The organism is Actinosynnema pretiosum, from assembly GCF_002354875.1.
GTDB classification, from domain to species: Bacteria; Actinomycetota; Actinomycetes; order Mycobacteriales; family Pseudonocardiaceae; genus Actinosynnema; species Actinosynnema auranticum.
This window is the reverse complement of the sequence record NZ_CP023445.1, coordinates 8,117,910-8,131,572: the sequence shown is the minus strand read 5'-3', so window position 1 is coordinate 8,131,572 and position 13,663 is coordinate 8,117,910. Positions and strand designations below refer to the sequence as shown.

The window sequence follows — 13,663 nt, the reverse complement described above, 5'->3', positions numbered from 1 at the left end:
TCCACAACTGTGCACTGACGTGGGACCCGGGCGCAGCGGTCCCCCCGTTGCTCCCCGGACGTCGTGCTCGCCCGTGCGCCTGGCGCTCCTGCCACGACCGCACGCGGAGGGAGCACGCTAACAAGGTCACCGCCGGTGCCACAAGGACCGCAGGTCGGCCGCCCCCGCGCGGCCCCGGGGGACCCCCGATTTGAGTCAACGCACCCGGGCTGCGTACTCTCTACAGAGTCTCCCGTCTTGTGCGAGGTGCGTTTAGCGTGCCTGCGCGCCTCACCGGCGCAGGGGACAACCACAGACCTGCTTTGCAGTTTTAAGCACTCGGGAGTCCGACCGTGAGCAAGGGTAAGCGCACCTTCCAGCCCAACAACCGCCGTCGTGCGAAGACGCACGGGTTCCGGCTGCGGATGCGCACCCGTGCGGGTCGCGCGATCCTGTCCGCGCGCCGCACCAAGGGCCGCAAGCAGCTCTCCGCCTGATCGCCGCGCCGCCGTGCTCCCAGCGGCCGGCAGGCTGACCCGCAGCCAGGACTTCGGCCTGGTGGTCCGCCGAGGCCGCCGAGCAGGACGGCCTCGGCTGGTCGTGCACGCCATGATTCCGGTGCAGCCCACCTTGGACGCAGAGTCCAAGGTGGGCTTCGTCGTGAGCAAGGCCGTCGGCAACTCCGTCGTCCGCCACCGCGTCAGCCGCAGGCTGCGCCACGTGCTGCGGGACCGACTGGCGTCGCTGCCCAGCGGCTCGTCCCTCGTGGTGCGCGCGCTGCCCCCGGCGGCGACCGCGTCGAGCGCCGAGCTGGCCGAGGACGTCGACGCCGCGCTGCGCAGGCTGGTCCGATGACCGACCCCGCGCCCGTCCGCCCCGCGGTGCGGGTACTGGTGCTGCCGATCCGCTTCTACCAGCGGTTCATCTCGCCGTACCTGCCCCCCACCTGCCGCTTCCACCCCACGTGCAGCTCCTACGCGGTGGAAGCCCTGACCGTCCACGGTGCGCTCCGCGGCAGTTGGCTGACCGTGCGCAGACTCGGCCGCTGCGGACCCTGGCACCCTGGAGGCCTGGACCCCGTTCCGCCGAAACGGGTCCCCGACGTCGCTGCCGAGGAGTAGCTCAGTGCTCAACTTCATCTACTACCCGGTGTCCTTCATCTTGTGGTGTTGGCACTGGGTGTTCGGGCGCATCTTCGGCGAGTCGAGCGGTATCGCCTGGGCCCTGTCCGTGATCTTCCTGGTCTTCACCCTGCGCGCCCTGCTGTTCAAGCCGTTCGTCGGCCAGGTCCGCTCAATGCGCAAGATGCAGGAGTTCGCCCCTGAGCTCCAGAAGATCAAGAAGAAGTACGCGAACGACCGGCAGCGCCAGGCCCAGGAGATGCAGAAGCTCCAGGCCGAGCACGGCGTGAACCCGCTCGGCGGCTGCCTGCCCATGCTGGTGCAGATCCCGGTGTTCATCGGTCTGTTCCACGTGCTGCGCTCGTTCAAGCCCGGCTGGGGCGAGGTCTACTTCTTCGACAAGGCCGGGGTGGACTCGTTCGTCCAGGCCAAGCTCTTCGGCGCGAACCTGTCGACGTTCATCACGATGCCCGCCGACCAGCTGGAGCTGTTCAGCACCTCGCGCACCGCCGTCATGGCGGTCGCCATCCCGCTGGCCGTGGTCGCCGCGGTCGCCACGCACTTCACCGGTCGCCACTCGGTCGCCCGCCAGACGCAGGCCGCCGCGGAGAACCCGCAGACCGCCATCATGAACAAGCTGGTGGTCTACGTCTTCCCGCTGGGCGCGCTCGCCGGTGGCTTCTTCTTCCCCGTCGCGATCCTGCTCTACTGGCTGAGCAACAACGGCTGGACCCTGATGCAGCAGCGCGTCGTGTACGGCCGCATCGACCGCGAGGAAGCCGCCCAGAAGGCGGCGGCGATCGAGCAGCGCCAGAACCTCGCGCCCAAGCCCGGCACGAAGCCGAAGCCCGGCGCCAAGCCGGTCCGCAACGCGGGTGTGAAGGCCGTCAACGCCAAGGCGGCGGGCCTCAAGCCGCCGACGCAGCGCCCCAAGAACGGCACGGCCCCCAAGCCCACCGCCACCCCGGACAGCGGTGCGGCGGACGAGGGCACGACGTCGGACAGCTCGGCGAACCAGATTTCCGGTCTGAGCCCAGACCGTTCCCCAAGCAAGAAGCAGGGCAACAAGAAGCGCCGCTGAGCGCTCGCGTCCCTGGAGAGGAGACAACGTGTCGGAGACGTTGCAGGCGGCCGACGTGGACGCGCCTGAGGCGGACTCGGAGGGCGTGGCGGAGAACCGGTCGTCCGGTTCCGCCGAGGACTTGCTCGTCCAGGAAGGCGACATCGCCGGTGACTACCTGGAGCGCCTGCTCGACCTGCTGGACTACGACGGCGACATCGACCTGGACGTCGAGGCCGGGCGAGCCATCGTCAGCATCGACGGCGGCGACGACCTGGAGAAGCTCGTCGGCCCGAGGGGGACGGTCCTGGAGTCCCTCCAGGAGCTGACCCGCCTGGCGGTGCAGCAGGAGACCGGCGTGCGGAGCAGGCTCATGCTCGACATCGCCGGGTGGCGGGCAGGCAGGCGCGCCGAGCTGGCCGAGCTGGGCCGGACCACGGCGGAGAAGGTCGCCGCCAGCGGGGAGAAGGTGCGGCTGCACCCGATGACCCCGTTCGAGCGCAAGGTCGTGCACGACGCGGTCGCCGCGGTGGCGGGCGTCCACAGCGAGAGCGAGGGCGAGGAGCCCCAGCGGCGGGTCGTGGTCCTCCCGCAGAGCTGAGCGCGGACGCGGCCCCCAGGGGCGCGACGTGAGCACGACGGCCCGGTCCCCGGTGGGGACCGGGCCGTTCTGCTGTCCGGGGTGGTTCCGAGAATCGGCCCGTGCTGCCGCCGGAGGTGTCGGGGTGATTCGGCCGTCACGCTGCCCGACTGCCCGACTGCCGCGCCGTCCAGCCGTCCGGGGCGGGCGCGAGGAGGCGCGGGGTTCGGCGGGGTGGGTTTTTCGCGCGGGCGGTTTTCCGGAGAGAACGCTTCTGGGAGAAGCACCCGCCTCCCGGCGCTCCCGCCTCAGCCGGTCACCCCTAGCACTCGAACCCCTCCCGCGAAGGTCATCCACCCCACTCGCCAAGCCTCTTCCGCTCTCGTGTTTCACGTGAAACGGTCCGTGGATGACTCAGCTCAACCCGAGGAAGTTCCGCGTGGCTGCCTACGCGGTCGTCATCGACGACGGGAAGATGCTCCTCTCCCGCTGGATCGGCTCCGGCGAGAAGCTGTGGATCCTGCCGGGTGGCGGGATCGAGTTCGGCGAGGACCCCTACGACGCGGTCATCAGGGAGGTCCACGAGGAGACCGGGTACCACGTGGAGGTCCAGCGGCTCCTCGGGATGCAGACCTCGGTCGGCAAGCGCGTCAGCAACGTCGACGGGCTGGAGTACGACTACCACCGGCTGCGCATCATCTACGAGGCCAAGGTCGTCGGTGGCGAGCTGACCTTCGAGGTGGACGGGTCCACCGACGAGGCGGCCTGGTTCCCGCTCGACCAGGTGCCCGCGCTCGACCACGTCGAGTCCGTCGACTTCGGGTTGGAACTCCTGCGCGCCGCGCCGCCGCACGGGCACCTGCCGAGTTTCACGTGAAACGTGGTGGCGCGTGGAACGTGGCCGTGCCTCGGCGCGGCCACGCTGAACCGGGACGCGCTCGAACCGGACCGCGCTCGCTGAGGCGCATCGCGCCGGGACGCGTCTGACCCGTCCCCGAGTTCGTCGCTCTGCCCGACCTGAAGCGCAGCACCCGAAGTCCGGTCGCACCGCGGTGCGACCCCGCCTGGAGCGCGACCCCGCGCGGTCGCGCTTGAGGTTGGCCTCGCGGCCGAGTCGCGCGCGTGACGCTCCGCCCGCAGACCCGCTCCCCCGTTTCACGTGAAACACCACCCCCTGTTCCACGTGAAACAGCGTCGATCTCGTCACGGCGTTTGGCGTGTCGCCGGGGTGATCCGTCATAGTGGTCGTCGGCACAGTTCACGGGCGCGACGCCCGGCGGAGGCCGCACCCCTCACCCCCACCCGCGTTCTGAGCGGCGTGTGGTTTCACGTGGAACGGGAGACATGACCGGAGAAGTTGATGCCCGCGTTGAACGGGTCTTCGGCGAGCACAGCGCCAAGGCGGTGGAGTTCACCGCCATGCTCACCGAGCACGGGGTCGAGCGCGGGCTCATCGGTCCCCGAGAGGTCGACCGCCTCTGGGAGCGGCACGTCCTGAATTCAGCCGTTGTCGCGGAGTTGCTTCCCCAGGGGAGCAAGGTCGTGGACGTAGGCTCGGGTGCGGGCCTGCCCGGCATCCCCCTGGCGATCGCTCGGCCGGATCTGGAGCTGGTGCTCCTGGAGCCGATGGCCCGCCGGGTCGCGTGGCTGACCGAGGTGGTCGACGCGCTCGGCTTGCAGGTCGAGGTGGTGCGCGGTCGGGCCGAGGAGGGGCCGGTGCGGAAGCGGCTGGCGGACAGGGACGTCGTGACGGCGCGCGCCGTGGCCCCGCTCGAACGGCTCGCCGGGTGGTGCCTGCCGCTGCTGCGGCCGGGCGGCCACCTCGTCGCCCTCAAGGGCGAGAGCGCGCAGGAGGAGATCGACCGCGACGCGGAGGCGGTGCGGCGGGCCGGCGGTGTCCGGCCGCGCGTGGCCTCTTGCGGCGGTGACGTGCTCGACGTGCCGACGACGCTGGTGGTCGTCGAGCGCGCTGAACCGGCGGCCCGGAAGGACCGCAGAGTAAGGAAGGCTCGGTGAGGTGGTGGGCGGACACCTCGTCCCGGAGTTCCGGGAGCCCGCTGTTTCACGTGAAACGGCTGTTCCACGTGAAACCGAGCCGAACGAAGGTGGGGTCGGGCTGGAGTCCCGGCCTGACGACAACGCGGACCCGGTAGGAGACAGCACCGTGTGGACCCCGATCGCGGAGGAAGCAGCTCGCGCCACTAGCGTCCTGCATCCCGACTCCCTCCAACTCCCCAAGCCCACCCGGCGCCGCGTCTTGACCGTGGCGAACCAGAAGGGCGGCGTGGGCAAGACGACCAGCACGGTCAACCTCGCCGCCGCGCTGGCCATCCACGGGCTCAAGGTTCTCGTCATCGACCTCGACCCCCAGGGCAACGCGAGCACGGCGCTCGGCGTCGAGCACCGCTCCGGCACCCCGTCCGTGTACGAGGTGCTGATCGGCGAGATCTCCATCTCCGAGGCCGCCCAGCAGAGCACCGCCTCCCCGAACCTCTACTGCGTGCCCGCCACGATCGACCTCGCGGGCGCCGAGATCGAGCTTGTCTCGATGGTGGCCCGCGAGTCCCGCCTCAAGGAGGCGCTGAGCCCGGAGGCGCTGGACGACTTCCAGCCCGACTACGTGTTCATCGACTGCCCGCCGTCGCTGGGCCTGCTGACGGTCAACGCGATGTGCGCGGCCCAGGAGGTCCTGATCCCGATCCAGTGCGAGTACTACGCGCTGGAGGGGCTCGGTCAGCTCCTGCGGAACATCGAGCTGGTGCAGGCGCACCTCAACCCGCACCTGAACGTCAGCACGATCCTGCTGACGATGTACGACGGTCGCACCAAGCTTGCCGACCAGGTGACCAGCGAGGTGCGCGGCCACTTCGGCGACACCGTGCTCAAGACCGTGATCCCCCGCAGCGTGAAGGTGTCCGAGGCACCGGGCTACGGGCAGACCATCCTGGCCTACGATCCGGGCTCACGAGGCGCGATGAGCTACCTCGACGCCGCTCGGGAGATCGCGGTCTACGGCTCGGAGATGGGGTTGGCATGACGGAACAGCGCAAGGGTGGCCTGGGGCGCGGGCTCGCGGCCCTCATCCCGAGCGGTCCCCCGCCGGGTGCACCGGCCCCGCTCCGGAGCGTCCCCAGCGGCGCCCCTGCGCGACCGGTCGCCGAGGAGCCGCCCGCCGCCGCTCCCCCGCCCGTCGAGGTGGCGGGCGCGGTGTACCAGGAGCTGCCGGTCACCTCGATCCGGACCAACCCGAAGCAGCCGCGCCACGTGTTCGACGAGGACGCGCTGCACGAGCTGGAGCACTCGATCCGCGAGTTCGGCCTCATGCAGCCGATCGTCGTGCGACTGCTCAAGCCGGGTCAGTACGAACTCGTCATGGGTGAGCGCCGGTGGCGCGCCACCCAGCTCGCCGGCCTGAAGACGATCCCGGCGATCGTCCGCCAGACCGCCGACGACGCGATGCTGCGGGACGCGCTGCTGGAGAACATCCACCGCGTGCAGCTGAACCCGCTCGAAGAGGCGGCGGCGTACCAGCAGCTGCTGCAGGAGTTCGACGTCACCCACGAGGAGCTGGCGGAGCGGATCGGCCGCAGCCGCCCGGTCGTCACCAACACGATCCGGCTGCTGAAGCTCCCGCTCCCCGTGCAGCGCCGGGTGGCGGCGGGCGTGCTGTCGGCCGGTCACGCGCGGGCGCTGCTCGGACTGGACGACCCCGGCGCGCAGGAGGACCTGGCGACCCGGATCGTCGCCGAGGGCATGTCGGTGCGGGCGACCGAGGAGGCCGTCGTGCTGGCGAGGGGCGCGGAGCCCGCGAAGGCGAAGCAGGCCAAGCGGAAGCCGGTGGAGGCGCCGGGGCTGCAGGAGCTGGCGGAGCGGCTGTCGGACAACTTCGACACGCGCGTGAAGGTCGAGCTGGGTCAGCGGAAGGGCCGGATCGTCGTCGAGTTCGGCTCGGTGGACGACCTGGAGCGGATCATCGGTCTCATGTCGCCGGAAGGGGCCCAGCAAGGTCGTTCCGACAGCATGGGATGACCCCAGGGACTTATGTAACGGTGACGAATACGGCCCGTGTCCAGTTGGACACGGGCCGTATTCGTGGCAAAAGTTCAGCGCACCGGGCTCAGCGGGACACCGCGCGCTCGATCAACGCCGCGTAGATCTCCCCGAGCGACGTGCCCGCCGCCTCCACCGCCATCGGCAGCGTCGAGGTCTCGGTCAGCCCCGGCGACACGTTCACCTCGAGGAAGTGCGCGGTCCCGTCCGGCGCCACGATCGCGTCGGTCCGCGACACGTCCCGCAGCCCGAGGAGCCGGTGCGCCGACACCGCCAGCTCCCCCACCGCCTTCGCCGCCACCTCGTCCAGGCGCGCGGGCGCGTGGAAGTCGGTCAGTCCGGCGGTGTACCGGGACGTGTAGTCGTACACCCCGCTCTCCGGCACGATCTCCACCGGCGGCAGCGCGTGCGGCCCGTCCGGGCCGTCGACCACCGCGACCGCCACCTCGACGCCCTCGACGAACCGCTCCGCCAGCACGGTGTCCCCATACGCGAGGCAGCCGACCATCGCGGACGGCAGGTCCGCGGCGTCGCGCACCACCTGCGCGCCCAGGGCGGACCCGCCCTGCGCGGGCTTGAGCATCAGCGGCAGGCCCAGCCGGTCGATCATCGAGTCGAGCACGGGCCGCGCGCCCAGCTCGCGGAACGTCGCGTGCGGCAGGACGGCCCACTCCGGCGTGGCCAGCCCGGCGCGGGACAGCTCGCCCTTCGCGGTCGGCTTGTCCCACGCCCGGCGGCACGCGCGCGAGTCGGCGCCGACGAACGGCACCCCCGCCAGCTCCAGGATGGTCTGCACCGAGCCGTTCTCGCCCTCGCCGCCGTGCAGGGCGACCACCACGGCGTCCGGCCGGTGCTCCTTCAGCCTGCTGAGGAGCTGCCCGTCGGCATCCCACTCCTCCACGACCAGACCGGCCGAGCGCAGGGCGGCGGAGAGCCTCCGACCGGATCGCAGGCTCACCTCCCGCTCGTGCGAAAGGCCACCGGACAGCACTGCGACCCAGCGGTTGGACAACGTCAACTCCTGATCATGCGGTGTCGGGCGAGGGGGCCTGCGGACCGGAGACGGCGCGACCCGCGGCGGGCCCGAACGTCTCGTGCAGCTCCATCTCGTCCTTGATGACGTTCGCCAGTCGGCGGACGCCTTCCCGGATGCGCTCCGGCGTCGGGTAGCAGTACGAGATGCGCAGCTGCCTGCTGCCCAACCCGTCCGCGTAGAAACCGGTGCCCGAGGCGTACGCCACCCGCTGCGTGATCGCGCGCGGCAGCATCGCCTTGGTGTCGATGCCCTCGGGCACGGACAGCCACACGTAGAACCCGCCGTCGGGCTTGTTCCACGTGGAACCAACCGGCATGTGCTGCTCCAGCGCGGAGATCGCCGCGTCCCGGCGCTCGCGGTAGGCCTCGCGGTAGGTCTTGATCTGGCCCTTCCAGTCGTGCGTCTCCAGGTAGCGGGAGACGATCATCTGGTTGAGCGTGGGCGGGCACAGCGTGGCGGACTCGGCGGCCAGCACCAGCTTCTCCCGCACGGCGTGCGGCGCGAGCACCCAGCCGACCCGCAGGCCCGCGGCGAAGGTCTTGGAGAACGAGCCCAGGTAGACCACGTTGTCCGGGTCGCTGGAGCGCAGCGCCGGGTAGGTCTGGCCGTCGAAGCCGAGCAGCCCGTACGGGTTGTCCTCGACCACGAGGATGTTGTGCCTGCGGCAGATCTCCAGCACCTCGGCCCGCCGCTGCACGGCGAGCGTGACGCCCGCGGGGTTGTGGAAGTTCGGGATCGTGTACAGGAACTTGATGCGGCGCCCGGCGCGCTCGACGCCCGCGATCGCCTCCCGCAGCGCCTCGGGCACCAGGCCCTCGGCGTCCATGCCCACGTGCACGACCTGCGCCTGGTAGGCGGCGAACGAGCCGAGCGCGCCCACGTACGACGGGCCCTCGGCGAGCACCACGTCACCGGGGTCGCAGAACAGCCGGGTGACCATGTCCAGGCCCATCTGGGAGCCGACGGTCACCACGACGTCGTCCGGGTGCGCGGAGATGCCCTCCAGTGCCATCACGTCGCAGATCTGCTCGCGCAGCACCGGGATGCCCTGCGCGGAGCCGTACTGGAGTGCCACGAGCCCGTCGGTGGCCAGGAGCTGGCCGACCTCGGCGCTCAGCGACTCCATCGGGAGCGCGGCCAAGTGGGGCATCCCGCCCGCCAGCGACACCACCTCGGGACGGCTCGCCACCGCGAACAGCGCCCGGATCTCCGATGCCGTCATGCCCGCGGTGCGCGCCGCGTACCTGCGCAGATGCGGGTCGAGACTTCTGGGGCCCTGCTTGGCGGGCTGTCCGGGTGCGGTCATTGGGGGCACTCCGTGGTGGCTGCGTACCGGGAAGGTCGGTCCCGGCTGAGTGTAACCACCGTCCCGTTCAGGGCATCCCGCTTCCGGGCCGGGGTCACATCCGCCTATCCTCATGGTGGTTCGCCTTGCGGTTAACAATCTGGAGGTCCGGGTGTCGCGTCGCGTCGTTGGCGTCACGCTGGACAACCTGGAGCACCTGTCCAAGCACGGGCGGACGTGCGTGTTCTGGGAGCTGGCGCCACACCTCAAGGAGCAGGCCGAGGAGTTCGGGGACACCGAGTTCGAGAAGGAGGCCTGGGTCTCCAGCGTGCTGCTGGAGTGGGGCTCCTGCGGTCGCATCATCTACTGCGACGGCATCCCCGCCGGTTCGGTCTTCTACGCTCCCCCCGCCGCGGTCCCCCGCTCCCTGGCGTTCCCGACGTCCCCGGTGAGCCCGGACGCGGTGCTGATGACCTCGCTGGAGGTGCTGCCGGAGTTCCGCGGCGGCGGCCTCGCGCGGGTCCTGGTGCAGGGCGTCGCGAAGGACCTGACCCGGCGCGGCGTGAAGGCGATCGAGGCCTTCGGCGACAACCAGCCCTCCGAGGACAAGCCGTCCTGCGTCACCCCGGCCGACTTCCTGCTCCAGGTGGGCTTCAAGACCGTCCGCCCCCACCCGCGCTGGCCGAGGCTCAGGCTGGAGCTGCGCAGCGCGTCGTCCTGGAAGGAAGACGTCGAGGCGGCCCTGGAGCGCCTGCTGAACACCGTCACGGTCACCACGGCGGAACCGAGCTTCCGGCCCGCCTGAGGGGCGCTCAGGCGGTCGCAACGGGCTGCTGTGCGTTAGTCGGTCTGCTTGGGGTGTGCGCAGCTCGCGTACACGACCCAGACGACGCGCTTCTCCGGATCAGGGCAGTACCAGATGCGCCCGCTGGAAGTGACCTCGTACTGCCACTGCTCCAGCGTCCTGGCCCCCACGACCTTGGTGCTGAGCGAGCCGCGCAGTGGGTGTTGCCTGGCCAGGTTCTCCGGCGTGGTGGGCCGTTCGGTCAGCACGATCCACGCTTCCCAGGTGTTCGAGCGCGCCGCTCGGCACAGCTCCTCCCACCCCTTCGCGGCTTCTGGGGTGGCAAAGCGCGCTTCCCAGGCTCCTGGACGGCCGGGAGAGGCCACGCGGTCTCCGCGCTTGCCCGCCACGTCACGACTTCAGTGGCGCGGGAACCACGCCGAAGTCGTCTGTCACGGGCCGGGCCAGTTCGGCCGCGAGGACAGGATCCGCGTGGACCGCCGCCGTGTTCCGCCACTCCCGCACCACCTGGGCCAGCACGGACCACTGGCCCAGCTCGGCCGACGCCTGGAAGGCCCTGGCGAAGTCGGCCACGAAGTGCGCGCGATCGTCCTCGGGGAGCACGTCGACCCAGGGGAACTCGTCGACCAGCGCGCCCGCTGCTGCCTCCGGCGGCAGGTGGCTGAGGACGTTGCGCAGCGCCCTGGCGGCGGACACGGCTCCCTCCGCAGAAGCCGAGACGCGGTCCTCCCTGGTCAGGAGCAGGTCCGCGCCGTCACGCCTGCGCACCCGGACGTCGCCCTCGTCCGCGAGCGCGGCGACGCTCTTCGGATCGCGCTGCAGCTGACTCCACTGGACCTCGGTCGACATGCGTAAATTCTGAACTTCTTCAGAAGTCTTGGCTAGTGCGTATGACGAAGGCCCCTGTTTCACGTGAAACAGGGGCCTTCGTCATCAGCGTTCGGGCTGCGCTCAGCCCGCCTGCGGCGTCACCTCGTGGCGGACCAGGTCGGCCAGGGAGAAGGTGCCCGTCGGCTGGTCGTTCTTGCCCAGCAGGTACAGGCGCTTCACCGCCACCAGCACGCCCTCGGCCACCACGTCGCGGAACGCCGGGTTCATCAGGCGCTCGCGGTCGCCCGCGTTGGTCAGGTAGCCCATCTCCACGCGGACCGCCGTGCAGCGGGTCATCCGCAGCATGTCCCACGACCTCGGGTGGGTGCCGCAGTCCTGCATCCCGGTGCGCGCCACGATCTCGCGCTGGATGAAGCCCGCCAGGCCCTCGCCGACCGTGGACGACGTGCCGTTGCCGGTGCCGTAGTGGAAGCTCGCCACGCCCGACGCGTGCGGGGACCGGTTCGCGTCCAGGTGCAGCGACAGGATCAGGTCGGCGCCCGCGTCGTTCGCGAACCTCGCCCGCTCGCTCTCGTCCGGGTTGTTGTTCGGGCCCCTGGTCAGCAGGGCCTCCATGCCGGTGGCGGCCATCTTGCCCTCCAGCAGGCGCGCCAGGTCCAGCATCAGGTCGGCCTCGGCGACGCCGTCGACCACCACGCCGCGGTCGTCACCGCCGTGACCGGGGTCGATGATGATGCGCTTGCCGGACAGCCTCGGGCCCGCCCTGCGCACCCGCTCCTGCTCGCGCAGGAACACCGGCCTGCCGCCGCGCACCTTCGGCTGGAGCTGGCGCAGCGCGCGCACCGTGTCCGGGCCGCACATGCCGTCCACGACCAGGCCGTAGTCGCTCTGGAAGCTGCGCAGGGCCTGCTCGGTCTGCTGGCCGAACTCGCCGTTCGCGCGACCGGCGTCGTAGCCCAGCTCCAGCAACCGCTCCTGGAGGGTCAGCACGTCGTCGCCGGTCACCGGCTGGGCGATCAGGAACGCCAGCGGGCGGTCGCCGAGCCGGTAGTTCGCGTCGCGCAGCGCGCGGTACGTGGCCGGACCGACCAGGCCGTCGGTGATGAGGCCGCGCTGCTGCTGGAAGGTGCGCACCGCGTGTTCCACCGACAGGTCGAACACCCGTGACGCGTGCGGATCGGTCAGCAGCCCCAGCTTGGTGAGGGTGGCCCTGACCTCGGCCACGTCCTGGCCGACATCGCCGCGGCGGAGTAGCAGCATTCACCCCTCGCTCACTACGGGCGTCGACTACGGGCCGACGCTAGACATATCGCCCTATTGTGCCCCTGCCACAGCGGCGGACTCACCCAGGGCTAGCAGGAAACCCACACGGGCCACACGAACGTGGCCCGCCCGCCTTATCGAAAGACGGACGGGCCACGTAACAGGGCTGCGCCCAGTGGGCGTCAGATGTGTCTCAGAGAACGTCGGCGAGGTCGTTCAGCAGCGCCGCCTTCGGCTTGGCGCCCACGATCTGCTTCACGGCGCGACCGCCCTGGAACAGGATCAGGGTGGGCACCGACATGATCTGGTAGTCGCGGGCGATGCCGGGGTTGGCGTCGATGTCCAGCTTCGCGACGGTGATCTTGTCGGCGTGCTCGGCCGCGATCTCCTCCAGCACCGGGGCGACCATCTTGCACGGACCGCACCAGGTCGCCCAGAAGTCGACCAGGACGGGCTTCTCGCTGGTCAGCACGTCGTCGGCGAAGGTCTTGTCGGACACGACCACGGTCGAGCCTGCCATGTTGTTCTCTCCTCGGGTGGGGGTGGGGATCAGCCGGTGGTGGCGGGCTCGCCGTAGCCGCCGCCGACGTGCTCGGCGGTGACGGCGGCCTCGTCGCTGCCGTGCTCGGCCAGCCAGCGCTCGGCGTCGATCGCGGCCGAGCAGCCGGAGCCCGCGGCGGTGATGGCCTGGCGGTAGGTGTGGTCCACCAGGTCACCGGCGGCGAACACGCCGTCGACGTTGGTGTAGGTGCTGTGCGGCTTGACCTTGACGTAGCCCTCGTCGTCCACGTCGACCTGGCCGCGCACCAGGGCGCTGCGCGGGTCGTGGCCGATCGCCAGGAAGAAGCCGGTGAACGGGTGCTCGGCGGTCTCGCCGGTCCTGGTGTCGCGGACCTTCAGCCCGGAGACCGCGCCGCCCGTCCCGACGACCTCGGTCACCTCGGAGTTGAGCAGCCACTTGATCTTCTCGTTGGCGCGGGCGCGCTCCAGCATGATCCGCGAGGCGCGGAAGTCCTCGCGCCGGTGGATGATCGTGACCGAGCGGGCGAACCGGGTGAGGAAGGTGGCCTCCTCCATCGCGGAGTCGCCACCGCCCAGCACCGCGATGTCCTGGTCCCGGAAGAAGAAGCCGTCGCAGGTCGCGCACGCGGACACGCCGCGCCCGAGCAGCTCCTGCTCGCCGGGGACGTTGAGGTAGCGCGCGGCGGCGCCCATCGCCAGCACGACGGCCTTGGCCGCGTAGCGGGTGCCGTTGGCGGTGACGTACTTGACGTCGCCCTCCAGCTCCACCGCGTCCACGTCCTCGGCCCGCAGCTCGGCGCCGAACCGCTTCGCCTGCTCCCGCATCTGCTCCATGAGGTCGGGCCCCATGATGCCGTCCCGGAAACCGGGGAAGTTCTCCACCTCGGTCGTGGTCATCAGCGCGCCGCCGTACTGCGAGCCCTCGAACACCAGCGGTTCGAGCTGCGCGCGGGCGGCGTAGACCGCCGCGGTGTACCCGGCGGGCCCTGATCCCACGATGATCAGGTTCCGAACGTCCGACACCCTACGACCTCCGTTTGACGCGACAGGCGTGCATCGTGCTCAACGGATCGTAGGGCGCGGTAATTCCGGCCGGGCGCAGTGAGGTCGACAACGGCCCGAGGTGTCACC

Annotated in this window: 17 protein-coding genes; 10 read left to right on the top strand and 7 right to left on the bottom strand. The window is 70.7% G+C overall.

All coding sequences use genetic code 11. The annotated features are described in order from the left end of the window. Positions 1–332: 332 nt before the first annotated feature. From rpmH to CNX65_RS35040, 9 genes are all read left to right on the top strand, one after another. Positions 333–476, top strand: a complete 144-nt coding sequence (gene rpmH, locus CNX65_RS35080) for a 50S ribosomal protein L34 (RefSeq protein ID WP_015805767.1) — start codon at positions 333–335, stop codon at positions 474–476. Between the two features lie 13 nt (positions 477–489). Further along, positions 490–834, top strand: coding sequence for a ribonuclease P protein component (gene rnpA, locus CNX65_RS35075; protein WP_096497527.1), 345 nt, complete (start codon positions 490–492; stop codon positions 832–834). Continuing rightward, positions 831–1,100, top strand: coding sequence for a membrane protein insertion efficiency factor YidD (gene yidD / locus CNX65_RS35070; RefSeq protein ID WP_015805765.1), 270 nt, complete (start codon positions 831–833; stop codon positions 1,098–1,100). Before rnpA ends, yidD begins: the two co-directional genes overlap by 4 nt. Positions 1,101–1,104: 4 nt before the next feature. Next, positions 1,105–2,181, top strand: a complete 1,077-nt coding sequence (gene yidC, locus CNX65_RS35065; protein WP_096497526.1) for a membrane protein insertase YidC — start codon at positions 1,105–1,107, stop codon at positions 2,179–2,181. 28 nt (positions 2,182–2,209) lie between these two features. Next, a complete protein-coding gene (locus CNX65_RS35060; RefSeq protein WP_096497525.1) occupies positions 2,210–2,761 on the top strand; it encodes a Jag family protein in 552 nt (183 codons plus the stop codon). Between the two features lie 388 nt (positions 2,762–3,149). Further along, positions 3,150–3,617 carry an NUDIX hydrolase gene (locus CNX65_RS35055; protein ID WP_015805762.1) on the top strand — a complete coding sequence of 156 codons (468 nt, stop codon included), beginning with the start codon at positions 3,150–3,152 and terminating at the stop codon, positions 3,615–3,617. 467 nt (positions 3,618–4,084) lie between these two features. Beyond that, entirely contained in the window at positions 4,085–4,756 is a 672-nt protein-coding gene (gene rsmG, locus CNX65_RS35050; RefSeq protein ID WP_096497524.1) for a 16S rRNA (guanine(527)-N(7))-methyltransferase RsmG, read from the top strand. Positions 4,757–4,856: 100 nt separating this feature from the next. Next, positions 4,857–5,777 (top strand): ParA family protein, encoded by a 921-nt coding sequence (locus tag CNX65_RS35045; RefSeq protein ID WP_041838671.1) that lies wholly within the window; start codon positions 4,857–4,859, stop codon positions 5,775–5,777. Further along, a complete protein-coding gene (locus CNX65_RS35040; protein ID WP_096497523.1) occupies positions 5,774–6,769 on the top strand; it encodes a ParB/RepB/Spo0J family partition protein in 996 nt (331 codons plus the stop codon). Before CNX65_RS35045 ends, CNX65_RS35040 begins: the two co-directional genes overlap by 4 nt. Before the next feature lie 88 nt (positions 6,770–6,857). Here CNX65_RS35040 and CNX65_RS35035 read toward each other — a convergent pair whose 3' ends face one another. Together CNX65_RS35035 and CNX65_RS35030 are read right to left on the bottom strand one after the other, a co-directional pair. Then, complete coding sequence (locus tag CNX65_RS35035; RefSeq protein ID WP_096497522.1) at positions 6,858–7,802, bottom strand: D-alanine--D-alanine ligase family protein; 945 nt, start codon at positions 7,800–7,802, stop codon at positions 6,858–6,860. 13 nt (positions 7,803–7,815) lie between these two features. Beyond that, positions 7,816–9,132 (bottom strand): aminotransferase-like domain-containing protein, encoded by a 1,317-nt coding sequence (locus CNX65_RS35030; RefSeq protein ID WP_096497521.1) that lies wholly within the window; start codon positions 9,130–9,132, stop codon positions 7,816–7,818. Positions 9,133–9,283: 151 nt separating this feature from the next. Between CNX65_RS35030 and CNX65_RS35025 the strand changes: the two genes are divergently transcribed. Beyond that, positions 9,284–9,916 (top strand): GNAT family N-acetyltransferase, encoded by a 633-nt coding sequence (locus tag CNX65_RS35025; RefSeq protein ID WP_015805756.1) that lies wholly within the window; start codon positions 9,284–9,286, stop codon positions 9,914–9,916. Positions 9,917–9,951: 35 nt separating this feature from the next. On the opposite strand, the gene CNX65_RS36550 is transcribed toward CNX65_RS35025, so the two are convergent. The 5 genes from CNX65_RS36550 to trxB all read right to left on the bottom strand — a co-directional run bounded on the left by CNX65_RS36550 (position 9,952) and on the right by trxB (position 13,555). Beyond that, positions 9,952–10,164 (bottom strand): hypothetical protein, encoded by a 213-nt coding sequence (locus CNX65_RS36550; protein ID WP_232520111.1) that lies wholly within the window; start codon positions 10,162–10,164, stop codon positions 9,952–9,954. Between the two features lie 142 nt (positions 10,165–10,306). After that, complete coding sequence (locus CNX65_RS35015; protein ID WP_096497519.1) at positions 10,307–10,765, bottom strand: DUF6247 family protein; 459 nt, start codon at positions 10,763–10,765, stop codon at positions 10,307–10,309. Positions 10,766–10,867: 102 nt separating this feature from the next. After that, the gene (locus tag CNX65_RS35010; RefSeq protein ID WP_015805755.1) at positions 10,868–12,007 is read right to left on the bottom strand and encodes an N-acetylmuramoyl-L-alanine amidase; all 1,140 of its coding nucleotides are present in this window, start codon (positions 12,005–12,007) and stop codon (positions 10,868–10,870) included. Between the two features lie 196 nt (positions 12,008–12,203). Beyond that, positions 12,204–12,530, bottom strand: a complete 327-nt coding sequence (gene trxA / locus CNX65_RS35005; protein ID WP_015805754.1) for a thioredoxin — start codon at positions 12,528–12,530, stop codon at positions 12,204–12,206. Positions 12,531–12,559: 29 nt separating this feature from the next. Further along, positions 12,560–13,555 (bottom strand): thioredoxin-disulfide reductase, encoded by a 996-nt coding sequence (trxB, locus tag CNX65_RS35000; protein ID WP_096497518.1) that lies wholly within the window; start codon positions 13,553–13,555, stop codon positions 12,560–12,562. Positions 13,556–13,663 lie beyond the last annotated feature (108 nt).

What these genes read in the sequence shown, in the direction of transcription:
- CNX65_RS35010 (WP_015805755.1), bottom strand. Translation starts at nt 12,007, where the DNA reads ATGCTGCTACTCCGCCGCGGCGATGTCGGCCAGGACGTGGCCGAGGTC.
- CNX65_RS35040 (WP_096497523.1), top strand. Translation starts at nt 5,774, where the DNA reads ATGACGGAACAGCGCAAGGGTGGCCTGGGGCGCGGGCTCGCGGCCCTC.
- trxA (WP_015805754.1), bottom strand. Translation starts at nt 12,530, where the DNA reads ATGGCAGGCTCGACCGTGGTCGTGTCCGACAAGACCTTCGCCGACGAC.
- CNX65_RS35015 (WP_096497519.1), bottom strand. Translation starts at nt 10,765, where the DNA reads ATGTCGACCGAGGTCCAGTGGAGTCAGCTGCAGCGCGATCCGAAGAGC.
- CNX65_RS35030 (WP_096497521.1), bottom strand. Translation starts at nt 9,132, where the DNA reads ATGACCGCACCCGGACAGCCCGCCAAGCAGGGCCCCAGAAGTCTCGAC.
- yidD (WP_015805765.1), top strand. Translation starts at nt 831, where the DNA reads ATGACCGACCCCGCGCCCGTCCGCCCCGCGGTGCGGGTACTGGTGCTG.
- rsmG (WP_096497524.1), top strand. Translation starts at nt 4,085, where the DNA reads ATGACCGGAGAAGTTGATGCCCGCGTTGAACGGGTCTTCGGCGAGCAC.
- CNX65_RS35055 (WP_015805762.1), top strand. Translation starts at nt 3,150, where the DNA reads ATGACTCAGCTCAACCCGAGGAAGTTCCGCGTGGCTGCCTACGCGGTC.